The organism is Citreimonas salinaria, from assembly GCF_900107235.1.
GTDB classification, from domain to species: domain Bacteria; phylum Pseudomonadota; class Alphaproteobacteria; order Rhodobacterales; family Rhodobacteraceae; genus Citreimonas; species Citreimonas salinaria.
This window is the reverse complement of record NZ_FNPF01000012.1, coordinates 45,611-60,297: the sequence shown is the minus strand read 5'-3', so window position 1 is coordinate 60,297 and position 14,687 is coordinate 45,611. Positions and strand designations below refer to the sequence as shown.

The following is a 14,687-nucleotide window of genomic DNA, read 5'->3' as shown; positions in this document are numbered from 1 at the left end:
CTCGTCTGCCTTCTAGCGGATCGCGGCTCCGCTTTCGTGTTCGACGGCGATGATCCGCATCGCGCCCGCCTGTTCGGGATCGGCGCGGACGAGGACGCGCGCCTCCCGCGGGGTGCCGAAGTTGGCGAACCGGACGAGGATCGTCACCAGCCCCTGCCGGACGGGATTGGCGGGATCGTGCGTCACCGTCACGTCGCCCAGATCCACGTCCTGCGCGTCGAACAGAAGGTACGCGCCGGGGTCGGCCGCCATCCTGCGCGCGAGGGCCAAGGCGAACCACGCGCGCGACTCCTCGCTGTCGTCGAGGACGGACTCGCCGCGGCCAAGCAGGAAGGCCTCTTTCTGGAACAGGTTCCGCACCAGCGGGACGGCGATGTCGAACGGGGGCGGCGCCTTGTCGACGGGCGGGCGCGCGGCCTGCCCCGCCGGCAGGCTGTCCTCGGCCAGGTAGGCCTGCGCCACCCAGCCCCTGCCCCGCGACCCGGCGTCCATCAGGCACCAGCGGGCCGGCAGGGCGGCACGTTCCGACGCGGACAGCGCGCCGAGTTGCGCGAAGGTCGCGAGCGGCGCGCAGGTCTCGGCCCGCAGGTGGCGGGCGTCGTGGGCCAGCGCGCCGATGACGGGGTATTCGGTGCCCGGCCCCATGCGCATGTTGAGCACGTCGTCAGACGCCACGCCGCTGACCCGCCAGGCGTCGGGGCCATCCGCTTCGGCCGGGGCCGGGTTCGGCGCCGCCACCATCGCCGCGCAGAGCAATGCAGCACGTTTCGTCTGGAGCATCCTGGATCCTTCCTCGTCGGAGCCGGCCGGACGGCGCCGCCGGCCGGTTGCGCGGCACGGCATCGCCGCCGCGCCCGCGTCGCATTCAGCGCACCTCGATGGTCGCGCGGCTCAGGACCTGCGGGCCGGTCAGGTCCAAAAGCCGGAACTCGTAGAGGCCCGGCGCGTCGGGCATCACGAACGCGAGCGGCGGTGCGTTCGCGGCGGGCTTGGCGTCGATCCAGACGAAGTCCGCCTGATCGCGCCGCGCCAGCGCGACGCGCTGCCGGTCGCTTGCCGAGGACGACGTCCACGAGACCTGCACCTCCTCGCCGGGCGCGGCCGTCTCCGGTGCCGTCAGCGATCCGCCCGTGTCGAGCGTCGCGGTCGCGCCGACCACCTCGACCGTGGCGCTGGCGAGGGTCCGGCGCCCATTGCCCAGAACGTAGCGCACCTCGTAGACGCCCGTCTCGGCAGGGGCGCGCAAGGTGGTCGACGTCTCCGAACCCACGCGGTCGTGGTCCTGCACCTCTCCCTCGGCGGCGCCCAGCGGCACGATGGTGATGTAATCGCCCGGATGCGGAACGTCGCCGCTCCAGCTGATCTCGATCTCGTCCCCGGCGCGCACGGTGTCGGTGGCGGTCACCTGCACCTGCGGCTCGGTCACCTCGATCGGCGTCGAGGCGAGCGTCCGGCGGCCCTCCTCCAGCACGTAGCGGACCTCGTAGAGGCCGGGATCCGCCGGCGCACGCAGGCTGTCGCTTTCGTTGTCGCGAACGCGCACGTGGTCCTCGACCGTGCCCTCGTCGGCGCCGGCGGGGACGACCGTGACGAAGTCGGCGGGGTGGATCGCGCCCGTCCACGAGACGTCGAACGACGATCCGGCGATGGCTGTTTCCGGCGCGGTGACCTGCGCCTCGGCCGGGGTGACCTCGACCGTTTGCCGCCCGGCCACCGTGCGGCCCTGGTGGCGGACATAGCGGACCTCGTAGAGGCCTGTATCGGCCGGCGCGCGCAAGGCGCCCGAGACGTCGCCGCGCACCCGCAGGTGATTGCCCACTTCGCTCTCTTCCGCCTGAATCGGAACGATCGTCACGATGTCGGCCTCGTCGAGGATTTCGGCCCAGCCGACGTCGAAATTTGCCCCGGCCGTCACGCTTTCCGGCGCCGTCACCGGGACCGGCATCCGGGCGACCGGCGCCAGCTCGGGTTCCGGTTCGGCCTCGTCCGCGGCGGCCACTTCCGCGCTGACAGCGCCCAGCGCGTCGCCCAGTTCGCCCGCGTTTCCGGCGGCGATGAAACGCCCGCCGGTGCGGTCCGCGATGCAGGCGATCGCGGCCTGCTCCTCTTCGCCGGCAAGGCCGAAGCCGATGACATGGGCGGTGAAATCCACGCCGCTGCGCTCGAGCTCTTCGGCCAGCGCGCAGGGATCGCGCTGGCAGCTTTCGATCCCGTCGGAGATCAGCACGACCGTGGCCGGGTTGTCGCGATACAACAATTGCCGGGCGGCCTCTTCGACCGCGGCGGTCAGCGGCGTCTTGCCCCGCGGGGTGATCGCGCCGATCCGCTCGATGAAGGCGGCGCGGTCGGCCGGACCGGGCGGGATGATCGTCTCGATGTCGGTGCAATCGCCCTCACGCCGGTGGCCGTAGGCGATGAGGCCGAGATTGGTGCCCTCGACCCAGTCCCCCATCAGGCTTTCCATCGAGCGGCGCGCGATCTCGATCTTGGCGGTGCCGTCGATCTGGCCCCACATCGAGTTCGACCCGTCGAACACCACCATCACGTCGTCGGCGGCCATCGCCGTGCCGGCGGCGCATCCGGCCAGCGCGATCGTCGAAAGAAACTGTCGCATCGATCCCTCCCTGTCGTTGCTGCCGGACCGTTCGGCGGCTCGGCGGTCAGTGGCGGCCGGTGACCGGCGCGCCCACGCCGCGGTAGGCTTCGCCAATGGCCCGCGCGCGGACCGTGTGCCCGGCGCCGCGGCCATCGGCGTAGTGGGCCTCGCGGGCGATCCGCGTGTCGTAATCGGCCAGGATCGCCTGGGCGTCGTTCATCCCCGCGCCCTCGGGGCTCCACAGCGTGATCGACAGCCGGTGCGTCGCCGCGGGCAGGGTCCCGCCCTCGGCGCAGAAATCGGCGGCGGCGGGATCGTCCGCATGCACCGAGCCGTCGGCCCGCATCGTGACCGGCAGCAGGCGCCCCTGCGCGTCTAGGACCATGGTCGCCTCGACCACCCGTCCGGCTTCCGGTCCTTGGTCGAAGCAGCCCATGGTCCGGTCGATCGCCTCGGTGCAGCCGCGCTCGCCGGGCACCAGAGGTGTCACGCGGTCGGCATCCGCCTGGTTCTGGACGACGGAGCGCCGCGACGCCATGTAGCGTGGCGCCAGGTCGCGCGGCAGGCCGATCTCGTCCGAGACGATGTCAAGCACTTCGCCGCGCAGCTCGGGGTCGACGGGAAAGCGATCCTCGTCCGCCGCCTCTTCCTCATCGGCGCAGCCCTCCATGTCGGGCATCACGACGTCGTGCGGCTCCATCGCGATTGGGAAGTTGAACTTGAACCCGTGCGACTGGCCCGCGAACTGGCCGACCATGATCTTGTGGTCGACCACGCGCACCGTCATCTCGCCCGGCACGTCGTCGATGTCCTGAGCGACGTAGATCGTCTCGTCCGAAGCCGATTGCAGGAACAGCATCTGGTTGGCGCCTTGCGTGACGACGAACTGGCGGCCGCAATCGCCCACGGCGATCTGGTGCATCCCCTCGCTCTGGGGCTTGCGGATGACCTGCCCGACCCAGCCTTCGCGGTTGTTGTAGGCCTGCGCGATCCGCCCGGCCTTGGGCATCGTGTTCCCCGGCGCGACCGCGGTAGTGCTCTTGCCGAAGAACACCTCGTAGGTGCCTTCGCAGGGCGGCACCTGCGCGTGGACCGGGCCGCCGCCCAGCAGCGCGACAAGCAGCCCCAGCCCCGCCCCGGCCGCCGGACCGGCCTGTTTGGGCGCACCGGCCGGATGCGCCTTTCGCCGCGCCTTCATCTCGTGAAGGCGAGGCGCGAGGGTTTCCGCGAACACGGTGAAGAATCCGCTGTCGGTCGGGGTCAGTTCGGCAAAGCGGGCGATGGTGCCTCCTTGAGCGCTTACTCTAGGGAAAGCGTAACAGCCGAAACCCGGTGCCGCAACGACTGCGGGCGCCGAGCCGCGGGGTACCGTTCGCGGTCGCGGCGCTTGACTGCACAGATCCTTTCATGACGCAGGGTTTCGAACCGCGCGTTCGTTCCCCACATGAGTCCTTCGAAACAAGCTGGAGGAAACACGCTATGAAACTGCATGCGAAACTGACCGTGTCGGCACTCGTCCTTGGCATGACGGCGGGCGCTGCCGGGGCGCAAGGCTATTCCGGGCATCACGGCGACGGCGGGCCCGCCATGCGGGGCGGACACGGCCAGAAGCCGATGATGATGCAGATGCATGGCATGATGGGCGGCCAAGGTGGAATGCACGGCATGGGCTCGATGGGCGGCATGCATGGCATGATGGGCGGCCAGGGTGGAATGCACGGCATGGGCCTGCACGATAGGTTCGACGCGGACGACGACGGCGACCTCACCGTCGACGAGATGCGCACGGGCCTGGGCGATCTGCGCACCCAATACGACGAGGACGGCGACGGCGCGCTTTCGATCGACGAGTTCGAGACGCTGCACAGCGCGCTCATCCGCGAGCGGATGGTCGACCGTTTCCAGCACCTGGACGCGGACGGTGACGGCCAGGTCACCGAAGAGGAAATGCAGGCGCCCGTCCGCCAGATGGAGCGCATGCAGCGGATGCACGACCGGATGATGGAGCGCCGCGGCGACGCGCGCGGCCGGATGATGGATCGGGACAGCGACGCCCGCGGCCCGATGATGGACCGGAACGGCGACGCGCGCGGGCCGATGATGGACCGGAACGGCGATGCGCGCGGGCGGATGATGGACCGGAACGGTGACGCGCGTGGGCCGATGATGGACCGGAATGGCGATGAGCGCGGGCGGATGATGCCCGAAGACGGCCAGATGCGCCCCGGCCTCGGCCATCCGTTGGGCGGCACCGGCGCCGCGGACAACAACCGTCAGGGCAACTGAGCGGCCCGGTCCGCCTCGACGACACGCCCCGGGCCGGACCCTTCGTTCGGCCCGGGCGGCTATCGGCAACGATCTCGAATTGTGCGGCTCCGGGGATTGGCTTGGGCGGGGCGCGAGCGGTTCAAGCCCTACCGGCGTGCGCCGGCCGCTACAGCAGCGAAGCGTAGCCCCTGGTATCGGTTTCCTCGACCACGCGCGCTTCCAGCTGCATCCCGGACAGCTCGGCGAGCAGCGACACCACGTCATCGACCCTTGGCAGGACGATCTCGCCGAAACCCAGGTCGGTGATCTGGTCGGAGACCTGCCTTGCGTAACGCTGCCGCAGGCCCGTCGCGCGGAGGCGCCGACGAAGGCGCGCGGCGTCCGTACCGAGAGGGTCGGTGATCCGCAGCACAACACTGTGGCAGCCCGCTTTCGGACACCGCAGTGGGTTTCTCCGCGCATCGCACATCAGACATCCAAGCATGCGCTTCTCCTCCCCAAGGTCTCTACGCACGCTTCGTCCTGTCATCGGCGCGCCGCAGCAATGTGCGCGTTGCGCCGAGGCCGGAAAGGCCGCGCCTACAGCACGCGCAGCGTAAACCGTGCAGTGCCGCTACTGTTCCGCAACGGGAATTCTTTTTTTCGTGGCGGCTGGAGCCGATCCCGCGCAGGCGCCGCGGCACCGGGCCGGGCGATTCAGGTGCCGGCTTCGCCGCAGGATCGTGGAAACGAGAAAAAGGCGCGGTCGGCGGGTCTCGCGGGCGGGATGCCCTCGTTTTCGCTTGACCGCGGCGCGTCGGAATGGCGCTGTCCGGGTCATGCCGCTGCTCATCGATATCAAGGCCTTCCTCGTCACCGCGCGCAAGGGCGGGTTTTCCGCGGCGGCGCGGGAAATCGGCACCGCGCCGTCGGTCATCACCAAGCGCGTCAGCCGGCTGGAACACGAGGTCGGCAAGCCGCTTTTCGAACGCTCGACGCGCAAGCTGCTGCTGACGCCCGAGGGCGAGCGGCTGCGTCCGCAACTGCAGATCCTCGTGGCCGAGTTGGAGGAGACGATCTCGGAATTCCGGTCTCCGGGGCGGGACATGACCGGCAACCTGCGGATCAAGTCGCCGACGACGATCGGGACGATGTTCGTCGGCCGGGCCGTTTCGGATTTCCTCGAGAAACACCGCGACGTCACGGTCGAGATCCTGCTCATGGACCGGCTGATCAACCCTCTCGAGGAGGGGCTGGACATCGCGCTGGGCGCCCTGCCGCAATCCTTCGCCAGCGTCGAGGAATTCGCGCTGTGCCCCTATCCCCGCCTGCTGGTCGCCTCGCCCGCGTATCTCGAGGCGAAGGGCCGCCCCGAGACGCCCGCCGACATCCTGGCGCATGACTGCCTGGCTTTCGTGCCGGTCGGCCTGTCCTGGACGTTCTCGAGCAAGAGCGGACCCGTCGCCGTGGACATCCGCGCCCGGTTCACCGTGAACGACAGCCGATTGCTGGTCGACGCCGCCGTCGGCGGGCACGGCCTGACCGTGGTGCCCGAGTTCCTGGCGCGCGAGGAACTGGCCTCGGGCGCGCTGGAACCGCTGCTGCCGGATTTCCCGATCGAGCCCTACTGGTTCAAGGCCATGGTCCCGCAGCACAAGCTGAACCGGCCCGAGGTGCTGGCGATGGTCGAACACCTCAAGACGGCGTTCGACCCACCGCCGTGGGAGCGCTGAGACCTCACTCCATCGAGTTGGGCAGCCAGAGCGAGATCTCGGGGAAGCTGAGAAGCAGCACCATGATCACCGCCTCGCAGGCCAGGAACCAGCCGATGCCGCGGAAGATCGTCTCGAGCGGGATGGCGTCCCCGACCACGTTCTTGACCACGTAGGCGTTGAAGCCGACCGGCGGCGTCAGCAACCCGATCTCGATATACTTCACGACGATGACGCCCAGCCAGATCGGGTCGAGCCCGAGGGCGGCGAAGATCGGCTGCACGATGGGCAGCGTCAGCAGCAGCACGCCGAGCGGGTCGAGGAACATGCCCAGCAGGATGTAGATCAGCGAGATCGCCACCAGCATCAGCACCGGGTCCACGGCCCAGTCGCCCATGATGCTGACCAGAAGATCCGGGAAGCCGATCAGCGCCAGGAACCGCGTGTACATCACCGCGCCGACGGCCACGAACAGAAGCTGCGCCGTGGTCTTGACCGCCTCCATCACGCTTTCGCGCACCACCAGGACGGTCAGGCGTCGCTGGATGGCGGCGATGGCGAAGGCCAGGGCCGCGCCCACCGCGCCCGCCTCGGTCGGGGTGACGATGCCGCCGTAGAGCCCGCCGATGATGCCGACGATCAGGATGAGCAGGGGCCATACCGGGATGAGCGACGCCCAGCGCTGGCGCCACAGCTCGCCCCGGTCGGTGTCCGGGGACAGGCGCGGCGCGACGCTGGGGTCGAAATAGCACCGGCCGATGATCATGATCGTGTAGATCCCCGCCGTCAGCAGCCCCGGGATGACGCCCGCGATCAGCAGCTTGGTGATCGAGACCTCGGCGAAGACGCCGTAGATCACGAACAGGATCGACGGCGGGATCAGCGCCCCCAGCGTGCCCGCCGAGGCGACGACGCCAGTGGCGAGGCTGGGCGCGTAGCCCGCGCGCAGCATTTCCGGGATGGCGATCCGGCCCATGGTCGCGGCGGTCGCGACCGACGAGCCGGACGCGGCGGCAAAGCCCGCCGCCGACAGGTTCGTGGCGACCGCGAGCCCGCCCGGCAGACCCGACAGCCACAACCGGGCGGCGCGGAACAGCGCGCTGCTGATGCCCGTCGCATGCGCGACGGCCCCCATCAGGATGAACATGGGGATCGCGGACAGGTCCCATTTCGACGCCACCTCGAACGGGGTCGCCATCATCATCGAGAACGCGACCCGTTCGTTGCGCACCAGGGCGAAGCCGAGGAACGCGACGACGCCCAGCGCGACGCCGATGGGGATGCGGATGCCGATCAGCAGGAGAATGAGGCCCAGACTGCCGAACCCGAGGACTGCCTCGCTCAAAGCTTCGTCTCCCCTTCCTCGAGAGCGGCGCGGATATGCGCCGAGGAATCCCCGCCGTCGTCATACCCCCTGTCGCGCCAGGCGGCGCGGAAGTCGCGGACCAGGATCACCAGGACCACGACCGTCATAAGCCCGAAGCCCGCGACGACGACCCAGCGCGCGGGCCAGACCTCGATGAAGCCGGCGCCGGATTCCTTGGCGTCGCGGATGCGCGTCTTGGATTGCGCGATGTCGATCGCCTTCCAGGTGAACGCGGCCATGTAGGCGAAGGTCACGACCGCGACGCAGGCGTCGAGCCCGGTGCGCGCGCGCCGCGACATCCAGCTGGTGAACAGTTCGACCACGATGTGCGCGCGTTCCTTCGCGATCAGCGCCAGCGGCAGGAAGGCGAGGATCACCATGTTGTAGTTCGACACGATTTCGACCGTTCCGGTGACCGGGTGGTTGAACACGTTGCGCCCGATCACGTCGACGGTGACCATGATCATCATCAGGACCGTCGCGATCCCGGCAATCCACGCGAACAGGCCGATCAGCCCGTCGTATACTGCCTTTGCGGCTTTCATGGCTGCTCCTCCCCGGATGTCGGCGGGCGGAGAAGCCCCCGCGCCGCCGGTGTTTTGTCCCTCGCGTCAAAGAGCGTCGGGGTCGACCTTGGAATACACCTCGTCCCACAGCAGGCTGCGGAAGGCGTCCCTGTCGCGGCCCCGCTCGTCCAGCAGACCCTGCCAGCGCTCGTATGCGGCGATGTAGTAGTCCAGGACCTCCTCGGCGCCGCTGGCTCCGGCGGCGGCGGCATCCTCGAGGTTGCCGGCGCGCTGGTTCTGGTCGTGCGTCGCCATCACCTGGGCGAAATCCTCTCCGCCCTCGACGAAGGTCACGCCCTGCTCCTTGGCGGCCTCGATGATGCCGGCGTCATAGCTGACCTGTCCGTCATACGCGGCCCCCGCCACGAGGTCGGGCGCGTGCTCGATGTGCAGGGCCCGCATCTCGGGGGTCATCGACTCCCACGTGTCGCGGTTGACGAACATCAGGATCGGCGGCCCGCCCATGCCCATCGGGCTGTCCACGACGCTTTCGACCACGTCCTGGTAGCCGTAGGAGCGCAGCCAGCTGACCGCACCCAGCACGCAATCGAGCGTGCCGCGTTCCAGCGCGGTCGTGGCCTCGGCCGGGGACATCGAGACCGGGGTCGCGCCCGCGATCTCGGTGATGGTCACACCGCCGCCGGATGCGCGCACCTTCTTGCCCGCAAGATCGTCAACCGAGTCCACCATGTCGCGGCACATGAAGTTATAGGGCGTGGTGGAGTATCCGCCGAAGCCAACGGCGTTGTTGTCGCGGTATTCCTGCTGGCAGCCGGGGCAGCCCAGCATGACCGTCTCGTTCATCGCGCCCGTCGCGGCCAGCGCGTCGTCGCCGGGCAGCGAATGCGAGAAGACGAAGTTCGTGTTGGGCAGCATCCGCGGCTGGTAGGGCGCGACCGCGATGCCCGCGTCCATCAGACCCGACGACACGGCCTCGGGCGTGCCGGGTCCCGAGGCAAGCTGCGCACCGGGCACGAGGTTCCAGTCGATCTCTCCGCCGGATTCCTCGCGCAGCAGGTCGAAATAGGGTTCAAGCCCCTGCGTGTTCACCGAATGGTTCACCCCGAACCACGAACCGTGGATGAATTCCTCGGCGGTGGCGGGCGCGGCCAGCGCAAGCGCCGCCAGCCCCGCGAAGCCCAGTCTTGTCGTTCTCATCATCGTTTCCTCCCAACGTTTCTGTCTGCTGCGGCTCTTGCGGCCGCTTGGCGCCCCTATCGGCGCGGGTTCCGGGTCTTGCTGATTTCCACCAGCCCCGCATCCGCGTCCACGCGGATCCAGTCACCGTCCTCGATCGCCTCGAAAGGGTCGCGGTCGAAATCCGTCATCGCGGGCACGCGCGTCACGACCGCGCCCAGCGCCACCTTCGTCGTCATCACCGTGAAGAGCATGGCGGCGGGCGCGGTGCTCATCAGGCGCGCGGCGTGAAAGTAGTGCGACCAGCCGGAGCTGCCCTTGGCGCCGGGAAAGACCAGGACCTTGCCGGCAAAGCTGTGGCCGACCTTGTCGTGCAGCGTTTCTGTGATCGTCCCGGTCCGCGCGTCGATCCCGCCCCAGCCCGAAACCGTGTCGCGCGTGACGAAGGCCTCGCCCTCGGTCACGCCGCCGACGACCTTGCGGCCGCGCAGGACGATCGTGTCGCGGGTCTCGCTCATTCGGGCGATCCCCGGAAGCGGCCGGTGATCGCGGCGTCTATGCAGTCCTCGAGCGACCCGAACCACGTCTGGTACCCCGTGATCGCGGGCAGGTAATGCGCCTGCTTGCAACTGTCGGTCGCGATGACCTGCGTGCCCTGCGGCGTCATGCGGTTGATCGCGGGACAGCTGTCGGACATGACCAGCGCCCCTGCCCGCTCGATCGTCCCGGTGACGCCGCTTTCGTCGCAAAGATGCCGGATCTGGCGCGGCGTGTGCACCCACAGCGCGACCGAGCCGTGCACCCGCCGGCCTTCCAGCAGCTCGGCGATGCGCCACATCTGGTCGGACGAATTGTGCGGGCATCCCAGCATGACGAAGTTGACGTCGTCGCGGGTGTTCGCGCCGTTCAGCCGGTCCCATGCCCGCCGCCGTTCCGCGGCGCCGTAGCGGTGGACATGGCGCGGCGCCGTGCCGCCCAGCGCCTCGTCGGCGCTCGCGGCTTCGGGCGTGACGCCGGGGATGTGATACATCTCGACCCCGCCCGACGATGCCGCGGCGGCGCCGAAATGCTTTAGCCATTCGGGCCGGGGCAGAGCGTCGATGCCGCACAGGACCGGGATCTCCTCCTGCACCATCGAACCGACCGCATAGCCCAGCAGGCCCCAGTCCCGCATGGTGCGGACCGGGATCTCGACGTCGACGCGGTGCGTCGCGACGCGGTTTTCCGGAACGTGCAGCCCGAAATACGGAATGCGCCCGGTGATCGAGGCCGCGCCGGTGGATTCGCGCCCCTCCACGTTGGTTCGCGCGCCGATCACCGCGTTGGCATAGACCACGGCCGAACTTTCCATCCACGCCACGTGCTGCCCCTTCAGGGGGACATGGCCGACCTGGTAGGGGGTGCAGGTCGAACACCATTGCACGCCGCGGCTGCCGAAGAAGTGCTCGGACTTGCGCTGAAGTGCCGCCTGCGCGTCGGAAAAGCCCTGCGCCGCGTGGTTGCGCGTGTCGATCCCGTGGATCAGCTGGCAGGTCGGCACCACGGCGCGGGGCGTCTCGACCGTGATGTCCGAGTCGAGGTTGAAGCGCGAGAAGATCGTGTCGAAATCGTCCGCCTCGGGCAGGTCGGCCTGCACGAACGGCGTCGTGGACGACCAGGTGCCCGCCACGTGCGACACCTCGATCAGCCGGTCGGCGCCAAGGGCCTCTCCGTAGCGCAGCAGAAGGTCCATCGCGCGGGCCTTCGCGGGCCCCGCATCGCCGTCCAGCATGGCCTTTTCGGCATCGCTCAGGCGCATTCCAAATCCTCCCCGATTTCTTTTACCCAGTCGCAAAGCGCGCGAGAACAAGGAAAATTGCGCAGCTATCTTTCGCGTTTCGTGAAAGATGGCCGCGCAATCGGCCAGACATTGACGCACGAACGGGAAACGAGCCCCGGACCGTTGAGGCCCGGGCGTCGCTGGAACGGAACGGTCAGACAGCCGCCTCGCCGGGAACGCGCGCGACGACGGGCCGGGCCCTCAGGGGGCGACGCCGTCGGTCCGGTCGAGATTGTCGCGCACCCGGTCCTGAAGGGCGGCGATGTCGATCTGGTGGACCGACCCCGACCCCGCCAGATCCAGCGCGTTCGCCGCCGCCATCCCCTGCGCCATGCACGGCCCCATGACGCGCACCGACGACAGCGCCGCCGGATCGCCGTCGATGCAGCGCCCGACCGCGACCAGATTGTCGGCCTCGGGTGAGATCATCGACGAGAAAGGCACGTAGTGCACGTGGTCCTCGTCGAACGTTTCCCACACGAACCCTTCGGGCGCGTTGTGCAGCTCGATCGGCCAGGCGGTGCGCGCGATGGCGTCGGGGTATTTCACCTGCCCCGTCACCTCTTCGGTCGTGATGTGATGGGTGGCCCTGATCCAGCGAGTCTGCCGGATCCCCGGAAGCCCGTAGGACCGCACGGTGATGTCGCCGAAGATCTCGGGGAATTCGTCGCGCAGAAGCTGCACGCCCCTGTCCACCTGGTCCTTGCCGATCAGCCCGGTGCGCGAGGCCTCGATCGGGTCGAGCGGTGTTTCCACGTGGGTCATGTTCATCACGGCGACGTCCTTGCCGGGGAAGTAGAACATCAGCCCGTTGCGCCGGATCAGGCCGTAGGATTCGGCCTTTTCGGCGATCCGCGCGGCCAGGTCCTCGCGCGCGGGGGGCTCGGCGTCCAGCCGGATGCCCTCGACCACCGCCTGCTGCGAGCCATAGATCTTCTCGGCCGGCTCGCGGCATTCGAAACCGGCGAGCCATGTCAGCGCGGCGTCGCCCGAACAATCCGCGAAACTCTGCGCACGGATCGTGACGTCGCCGTAGCGCGTGGCCATGTGCACCGATCCGATGCGGCGCCCGTCCGTCTGGACGGACCGCAGGATCGCGCCGGTCACGGGAACGATCCCCGCTTCCTCGATCCGGGTCTCGACCCACCGGCTGAGCGCGATCTCGTTGTAATGCACCACCGTCGTCATCGGCCCGTGCCGGTAGTAGAGCGCGTCGCGCTTCTCGAGCCAGTCGAGCATGTCGTCGACGATCCCGAAGGTGAACCGGTGGCCATGCGTGCCGTTTCGGTAAAGCCCGCAGAACGTGCCGATGATCGAGTTCACCGCCTGTCCGCCCAGCGAGGGCATCCCGTCCACGATGGCAACCTTCAGGCCCAGGCGCGCGGCCTCGAGGGCGGTCGTGGTGCCCGAGATCCCGGCGCCGACGACGCAGAGGTCGACGTCGATCTCTCGGTGCAGCGTTTCGCCGGAATAGCGCAGAATCTCGGTTTCGGGGTTGATGGGGCGTCCGTTCGACATCTCAGGAATCCTTCTTGCGGGCGTCCGGGATCAGCGAGGCGCCGTGGCGCAGATCGCTGACGGTGCGTTCGTAGATCGAAAGCCAGCCGGAATCGCTCGTCGGCTCCGGCGGCACGAAAGCGGCGCGGCGCCAGTCCAGTTCCTGGGCGGGCACCTCGAGCTCGATGCTGCGCGCGGTGACGTCGATGGCGATCATGTCACCGTCCCGGACCAGCGCGATGGGGCCGCCATCGGCCCATTCGGGCTGAACCTCGCCCACGACGAGACCCTTGTTCACCAGCCCCGAAAGTTGGCCGTCCGTCACCACCGCGACATCGGCCCCGAGGCCGGCGCCTTCGACCGCGAAGACCAGCCGCGAGGCGCCGCCCATGCCCGGGCCGCCCCGCACGCCCTGGCGACGCAGGACCAGAACCTCGCCGCGGCGGATCCTGCCGGCCTTCAGCGCGGCCTCGGCATCGGCGGAGGATTCGAACACGCGGGCCGGACCGCGGAACGCCAGCTTGCGGTCGGGCGTGCGCAAACCGACCTTGACGATCCCGGTCCGCGGGGCCAGCGACCCGGTCAGCAGCACGATCGCCGCCTCCGTGCCGTGCGGATCGTCGAGCGGCCGGATCACGTCGTCATCCGCGACGCGCACATCCGAAAGGTTTTCCGCCAGCGTCTGCCCGGTGCAGGTGAGCGCCTCGGTTTCGAGCAGCGGCTCAAGGCGTTTCATCGTGCCGCGCGCGCCGCCTGCCGCTTCGAACGCCTCGATCGAATGGGGACCGATGGGGCGCACGGCGGTCAGCACCGGCACGCGGCGGGACTCGGTGTCGAATACCTCGTAGACGTCGAGGTTCACGCCCGCCTCGACCGCGATGGCCTGCAGGTGTTTGATGCAGTTGATCGACCCGGCCTGCGCCAGGTTCACCCTTGCCGCGTTCCGGAATGCCGCGGCGGTCAGGATCTCGCGCGGGCGCAGGTCCTCCCAGACCATGTCCACGATCCGGCTGCCCGCCGCCTCGACCTGCGCCCACATTGCGGCGGAGTTCGCGGCGACCGGGGCGGCACCGGCAAGTGCCATGCCCAGCGCCTCGGCCACCGAATGCATCGAATTCGCCGTGCCCATGCCCGAGCAAACGCCGGGTGACTGGATCGCATGCTCGGTCATGTCGCGCAACCGCTCGAAGCTGGTGGCGCCCTGCGCGTGGTAGCCCGCATGCAGGAACACCTCCTCGATGTCGACGTGCTCTCCGTCCAGTTCGCCCGAGGACTGGTAGCCGCAGATCACCATCAGCGTCGGGATGTCCAGCCGCGCGGCCGCCATCAGCTGCCCCGGCACCGTCTTGTCGCAGGAGGTGAGCATCAGCATCCCGTCCAGCTGCGCGCCCTCGACCTGCACCTCGATGTCGTTGGCGATCAGGTCGCGCGTCGGCAGGATGTAGGTGGCGCGCCGCCCGGCCGAGATGATGAAGTCCGATGGCGCCGCGGTGCGGATCTCGAACGGCAGGCCGCCAGCCGCGCGGATCGCGTCCTTCGCCCGGGCCGCGATGCCGTCGAGATGGGAAAAGCAGATCGCCATCTCGGACGAGGTGTTCACCACCGCGATCTTGGGCTTTACCATGTCCGCATCGCTCAGCCCCAGCGCCCGCCACTGCGCGCGGCGCACCGCCCAGCGGGATGTGCCCGGTTCGAAATTCGATCGCAGCGATGCGGCGTCGCGTCGGGCACGCGCCATGCCGTTCCC

At 69.0% G+C, this 14,687-nt stretch carries 13 protein-coding genes; 2 read left to right on the top strand and 11 right to left on the bottom strand.

The genetic code is table 11. From position 1 onward, the window contains the following. Positions 1-12: 12 nt before the first annotated feature. The 3 genes from BLW27_RS14290 to BLW27_RS14280 all read right to left on the bottom strand — a co-directional run bounded on the left by BLW27_RS14290 (position 13) and on the right by BLW27_RS14280 (position 3,830). On the bottom strand, positions 13-780 hold the full coding sequence (locus BLW27_RS14290; RefSeq protein WP_143042278.1) for an SH3 domain-containing protein: 768 nt from the start codon (positions 778-780) through the stop codon (positions 13-15). Between the two features lie 85 nt (positions 781-865). Further along, on the bottom strand, positions 866-2,614 hold the full coding sequence (locus BLW27_RS14285; RefSeq protein ID WP_177177915.1) for a VWA domain-containing protein: 1,749 nt from the start codon (positions 2,612-2,614) through the stop codon (positions 866-868). A gap of 46 nt (positions 2,615-2,660) precedes the next feature. Continuing rightward, complete coding sequence (locus tag BLW27_RS14280) at positions 2,661-3,830, bottom strand: hypothetical protein (RefSeq protein ID WP_089884118.1); 1,170 nt, start codon at positions 3,828-3,830, stop codon at positions 2,661-2,663. A gap of 245 nt (positions 3,831-4,075) precedes the next feature. On the opposite strand from BLW27_RS14280, the gene BLW27_RS14275 reads away from it, so the two are divergent. Beyond that, on the top strand, positions 4,076-4,882 hold the full coding sequence (locus BLW27_RS14275; RefSeq protein WP_245710888.1) for an EF-hand domain-containing protein: 807 nt from the start codon (positions 4,076-4,078) through the stop codon (positions 4,880-4,882). A gap of 148 nt (positions 4,883-5,030) precedes the next feature. Here the strand turns inward: BLW27_RS14275 and BLW27_RS14270 are convergent, their stop codons facing one another. Continuing rightward, entirely contained in the window at positions 5,031-5,348 is a 318-nt protein-coding gene (locus tag BLW27_RS14270) for a hypothetical protein (protein WP_143042276.1), read from the bottom strand. A 334-nt stretch (positions 5,349-5,682) separates the two neighbouring features. On the opposite strand from BLW27_RS14270, the gene BLW27_RS14265 reads away from it, so the two are divergent. Next, complete coding sequence (locus BLW27_RS14265; protein ID WP_089884115.1) at positions 5,683-6,576, top strand: LysR family transcriptional regulator; 894 nt, start codon at positions 5,683-5,685, stop codon at positions 6,574-6,576. A 4-nt stretch (positions 6,577-6,580) separates the two neighbouring features. Here the strand turns inward: BLW27_RS14265 and BLW27_RS14260 are convergent, their stop codons facing one another. From BLW27_RS14260 to BLW27_RS14230, 7 genes are all read right to left on the bottom strand, one after another. Further along, complete coding sequence (locus BLW27_RS14260) at positions 6,581-7,900, bottom strand: TRAP transporter large permease (protein ID WP_089884114.1); 1,320 nt, start codon at positions 7,898-7,900, stop codon at positions 6,581-6,583. After that, entirely contained in the window at positions 7,897-8,466 is a 570-nt protein-coding gene (locus BLW27_RS14255; RefSeq protein ID WP_089884111.1) for a TRAP transporter small permease, read from the bottom strand. Before BLW27_RS14255 ends, BLW27_RS14260 begins: the two co-directional genes overlap by 4 nt. Positions 8,467-8,532: 66 nt before the next feature. Further along, a complete protein-coding gene (locus BLW27_RS14250; protein WP_177177914.1) occupies positions 8,533-9,645 on the bottom strand; it encodes a C4-dicarboxylate TRAP transporter substrate-binding protein in 1,113 nt (370 codons plus the stop codon). 56 nt (positions 9,646-9,701) lie between these two features. Next, the gene (locus tag BLW27_RS14245) at positions 9,702-10,142 is read right to left on the bottom strand and encodes an aconitase X swivel domain-containing protein (RefSeq protein ID WP_089884107.1); all 441 of its coding nucleotides are present in this window, start codon (positions 10,140-10,142) and stop codon (positions 9,702-9,704) included. Beyond that, positions 10,139-11,422 (bottom strand): aconitase X, encoded by a 1,284-nt coding sequence (locus tag BLW27_RS14240; protein WP_089884104.1) that lies wholly within the window; start codon positions 11,420-11,422, stop codon positions 10,139-10,141. Before BLW27_RS14240 ends, BLW27_RS14245 begins: the two co-directional genes overlap by 4 nt. A 222-nt stretch (positions 11,423-11,644) precedes the next feature. Then, on the bottom strand, positions 11,645-12,961 hold the full coding sequence (locus tag BLW27_RS14235) for an FAD-dependent oxidoreductase (protein WP_089884103.1): 1,317 nt from the start codon (positions 12,959-12,961) through the stop codon (positions 11,645-11,647). Between the two features lies 1 nt (position 12,962). Continuing rightward, positions 12,963-14,678: a dihydroxy-acid dehydratase gene (locus tag BLW27_RS14230; RefSeq protein ID WP_089884101.1), complete on the bottom strand. Its 1,716-nt coding sequence runs from the start codon at positions 14,676-14,678 to the stop codon at positions 12,963-12,965. Between the last annotated feature and the right edge of the window lie 9 nt (positions 14,679-14,687).

Coding starts and splice junctions, on each gene's coding strand:
- BLW27_RS14270 (WP_143042276.1), bottom strand. CDS start 5,348: ATGCTTGGATGTCTGATGTGCGATGCGCGGAGAAACCCACTGCGGTGT.
- BLW27_RS14245 (WP_089884107.1), bottom strand. CDS start 10,142: ATGAGCGAGACCCGCGACACGATCGTCCTGCGCGGCCGCAAGGTCGTC.
- BLW27_RS14240 (WP_089884104.1), bottom strand. CDS start 11,422: ATGCGCCTGAGCGATGCCGAAAAGGCCATGCTGGACGGCGATGCGGGG.
- BLW27_RS14290 (WP_143042278.1), bottom strand. CDS start 780: ATGCTCCAGACGAAACGTGCTGCATTGCTCTGCGCGGCGATGGTGGCG.
- BLW27_RS14230 (WP_089884101.1), bottom strand. CDS start 14,678: ATGGCGCGTGCCCGACGCGACGCCGCATCGCTGCGATCGAATTTCGAA.
- BLW27_RS14250 (WP_177177914.1), bottom strand. CDS start 9,645: ATGAGAACGACAAGACTGGGCTTCGCGGGGCTGGCGGCGCTTGCGCTG.
- BLW27_RS14235 (WP_089884103.1), bottom strand. CDS start 12,961: ATGTCGAACGGACGCCCCATCAACCCCGAAACCGAGATTCTGCGCTAT.
- BLW27_RS14255 (WP_089884111.1), bottom strand. CDS start 8,466: ATGAAAGCCGCAAAGGCAGTATACGACGGGCTGATCGGCCTGTTCGCG.
- BLW27_RS14275 (WP_245710888.1), top strand. CDS start 4,076: ATGAAACTGCATGCGAAACTGACCGTGTCGGCACTCGTCCTTGGCATG.
- BLW27_RS14285 (WP_177177915.1), bottom strand. CDS start 2,614: ATGCGACAGTTTCTTTCGACGATCGCGCTGGCCGGATGCGCCGCCGGC.
- BLW27_RS14265 (WP_089884115.1), top strand. CDS start 5,683: ATGCCGCTGCTCATCGATATCAAGGCCTTCCTCGTCACCGCGCGCAAG.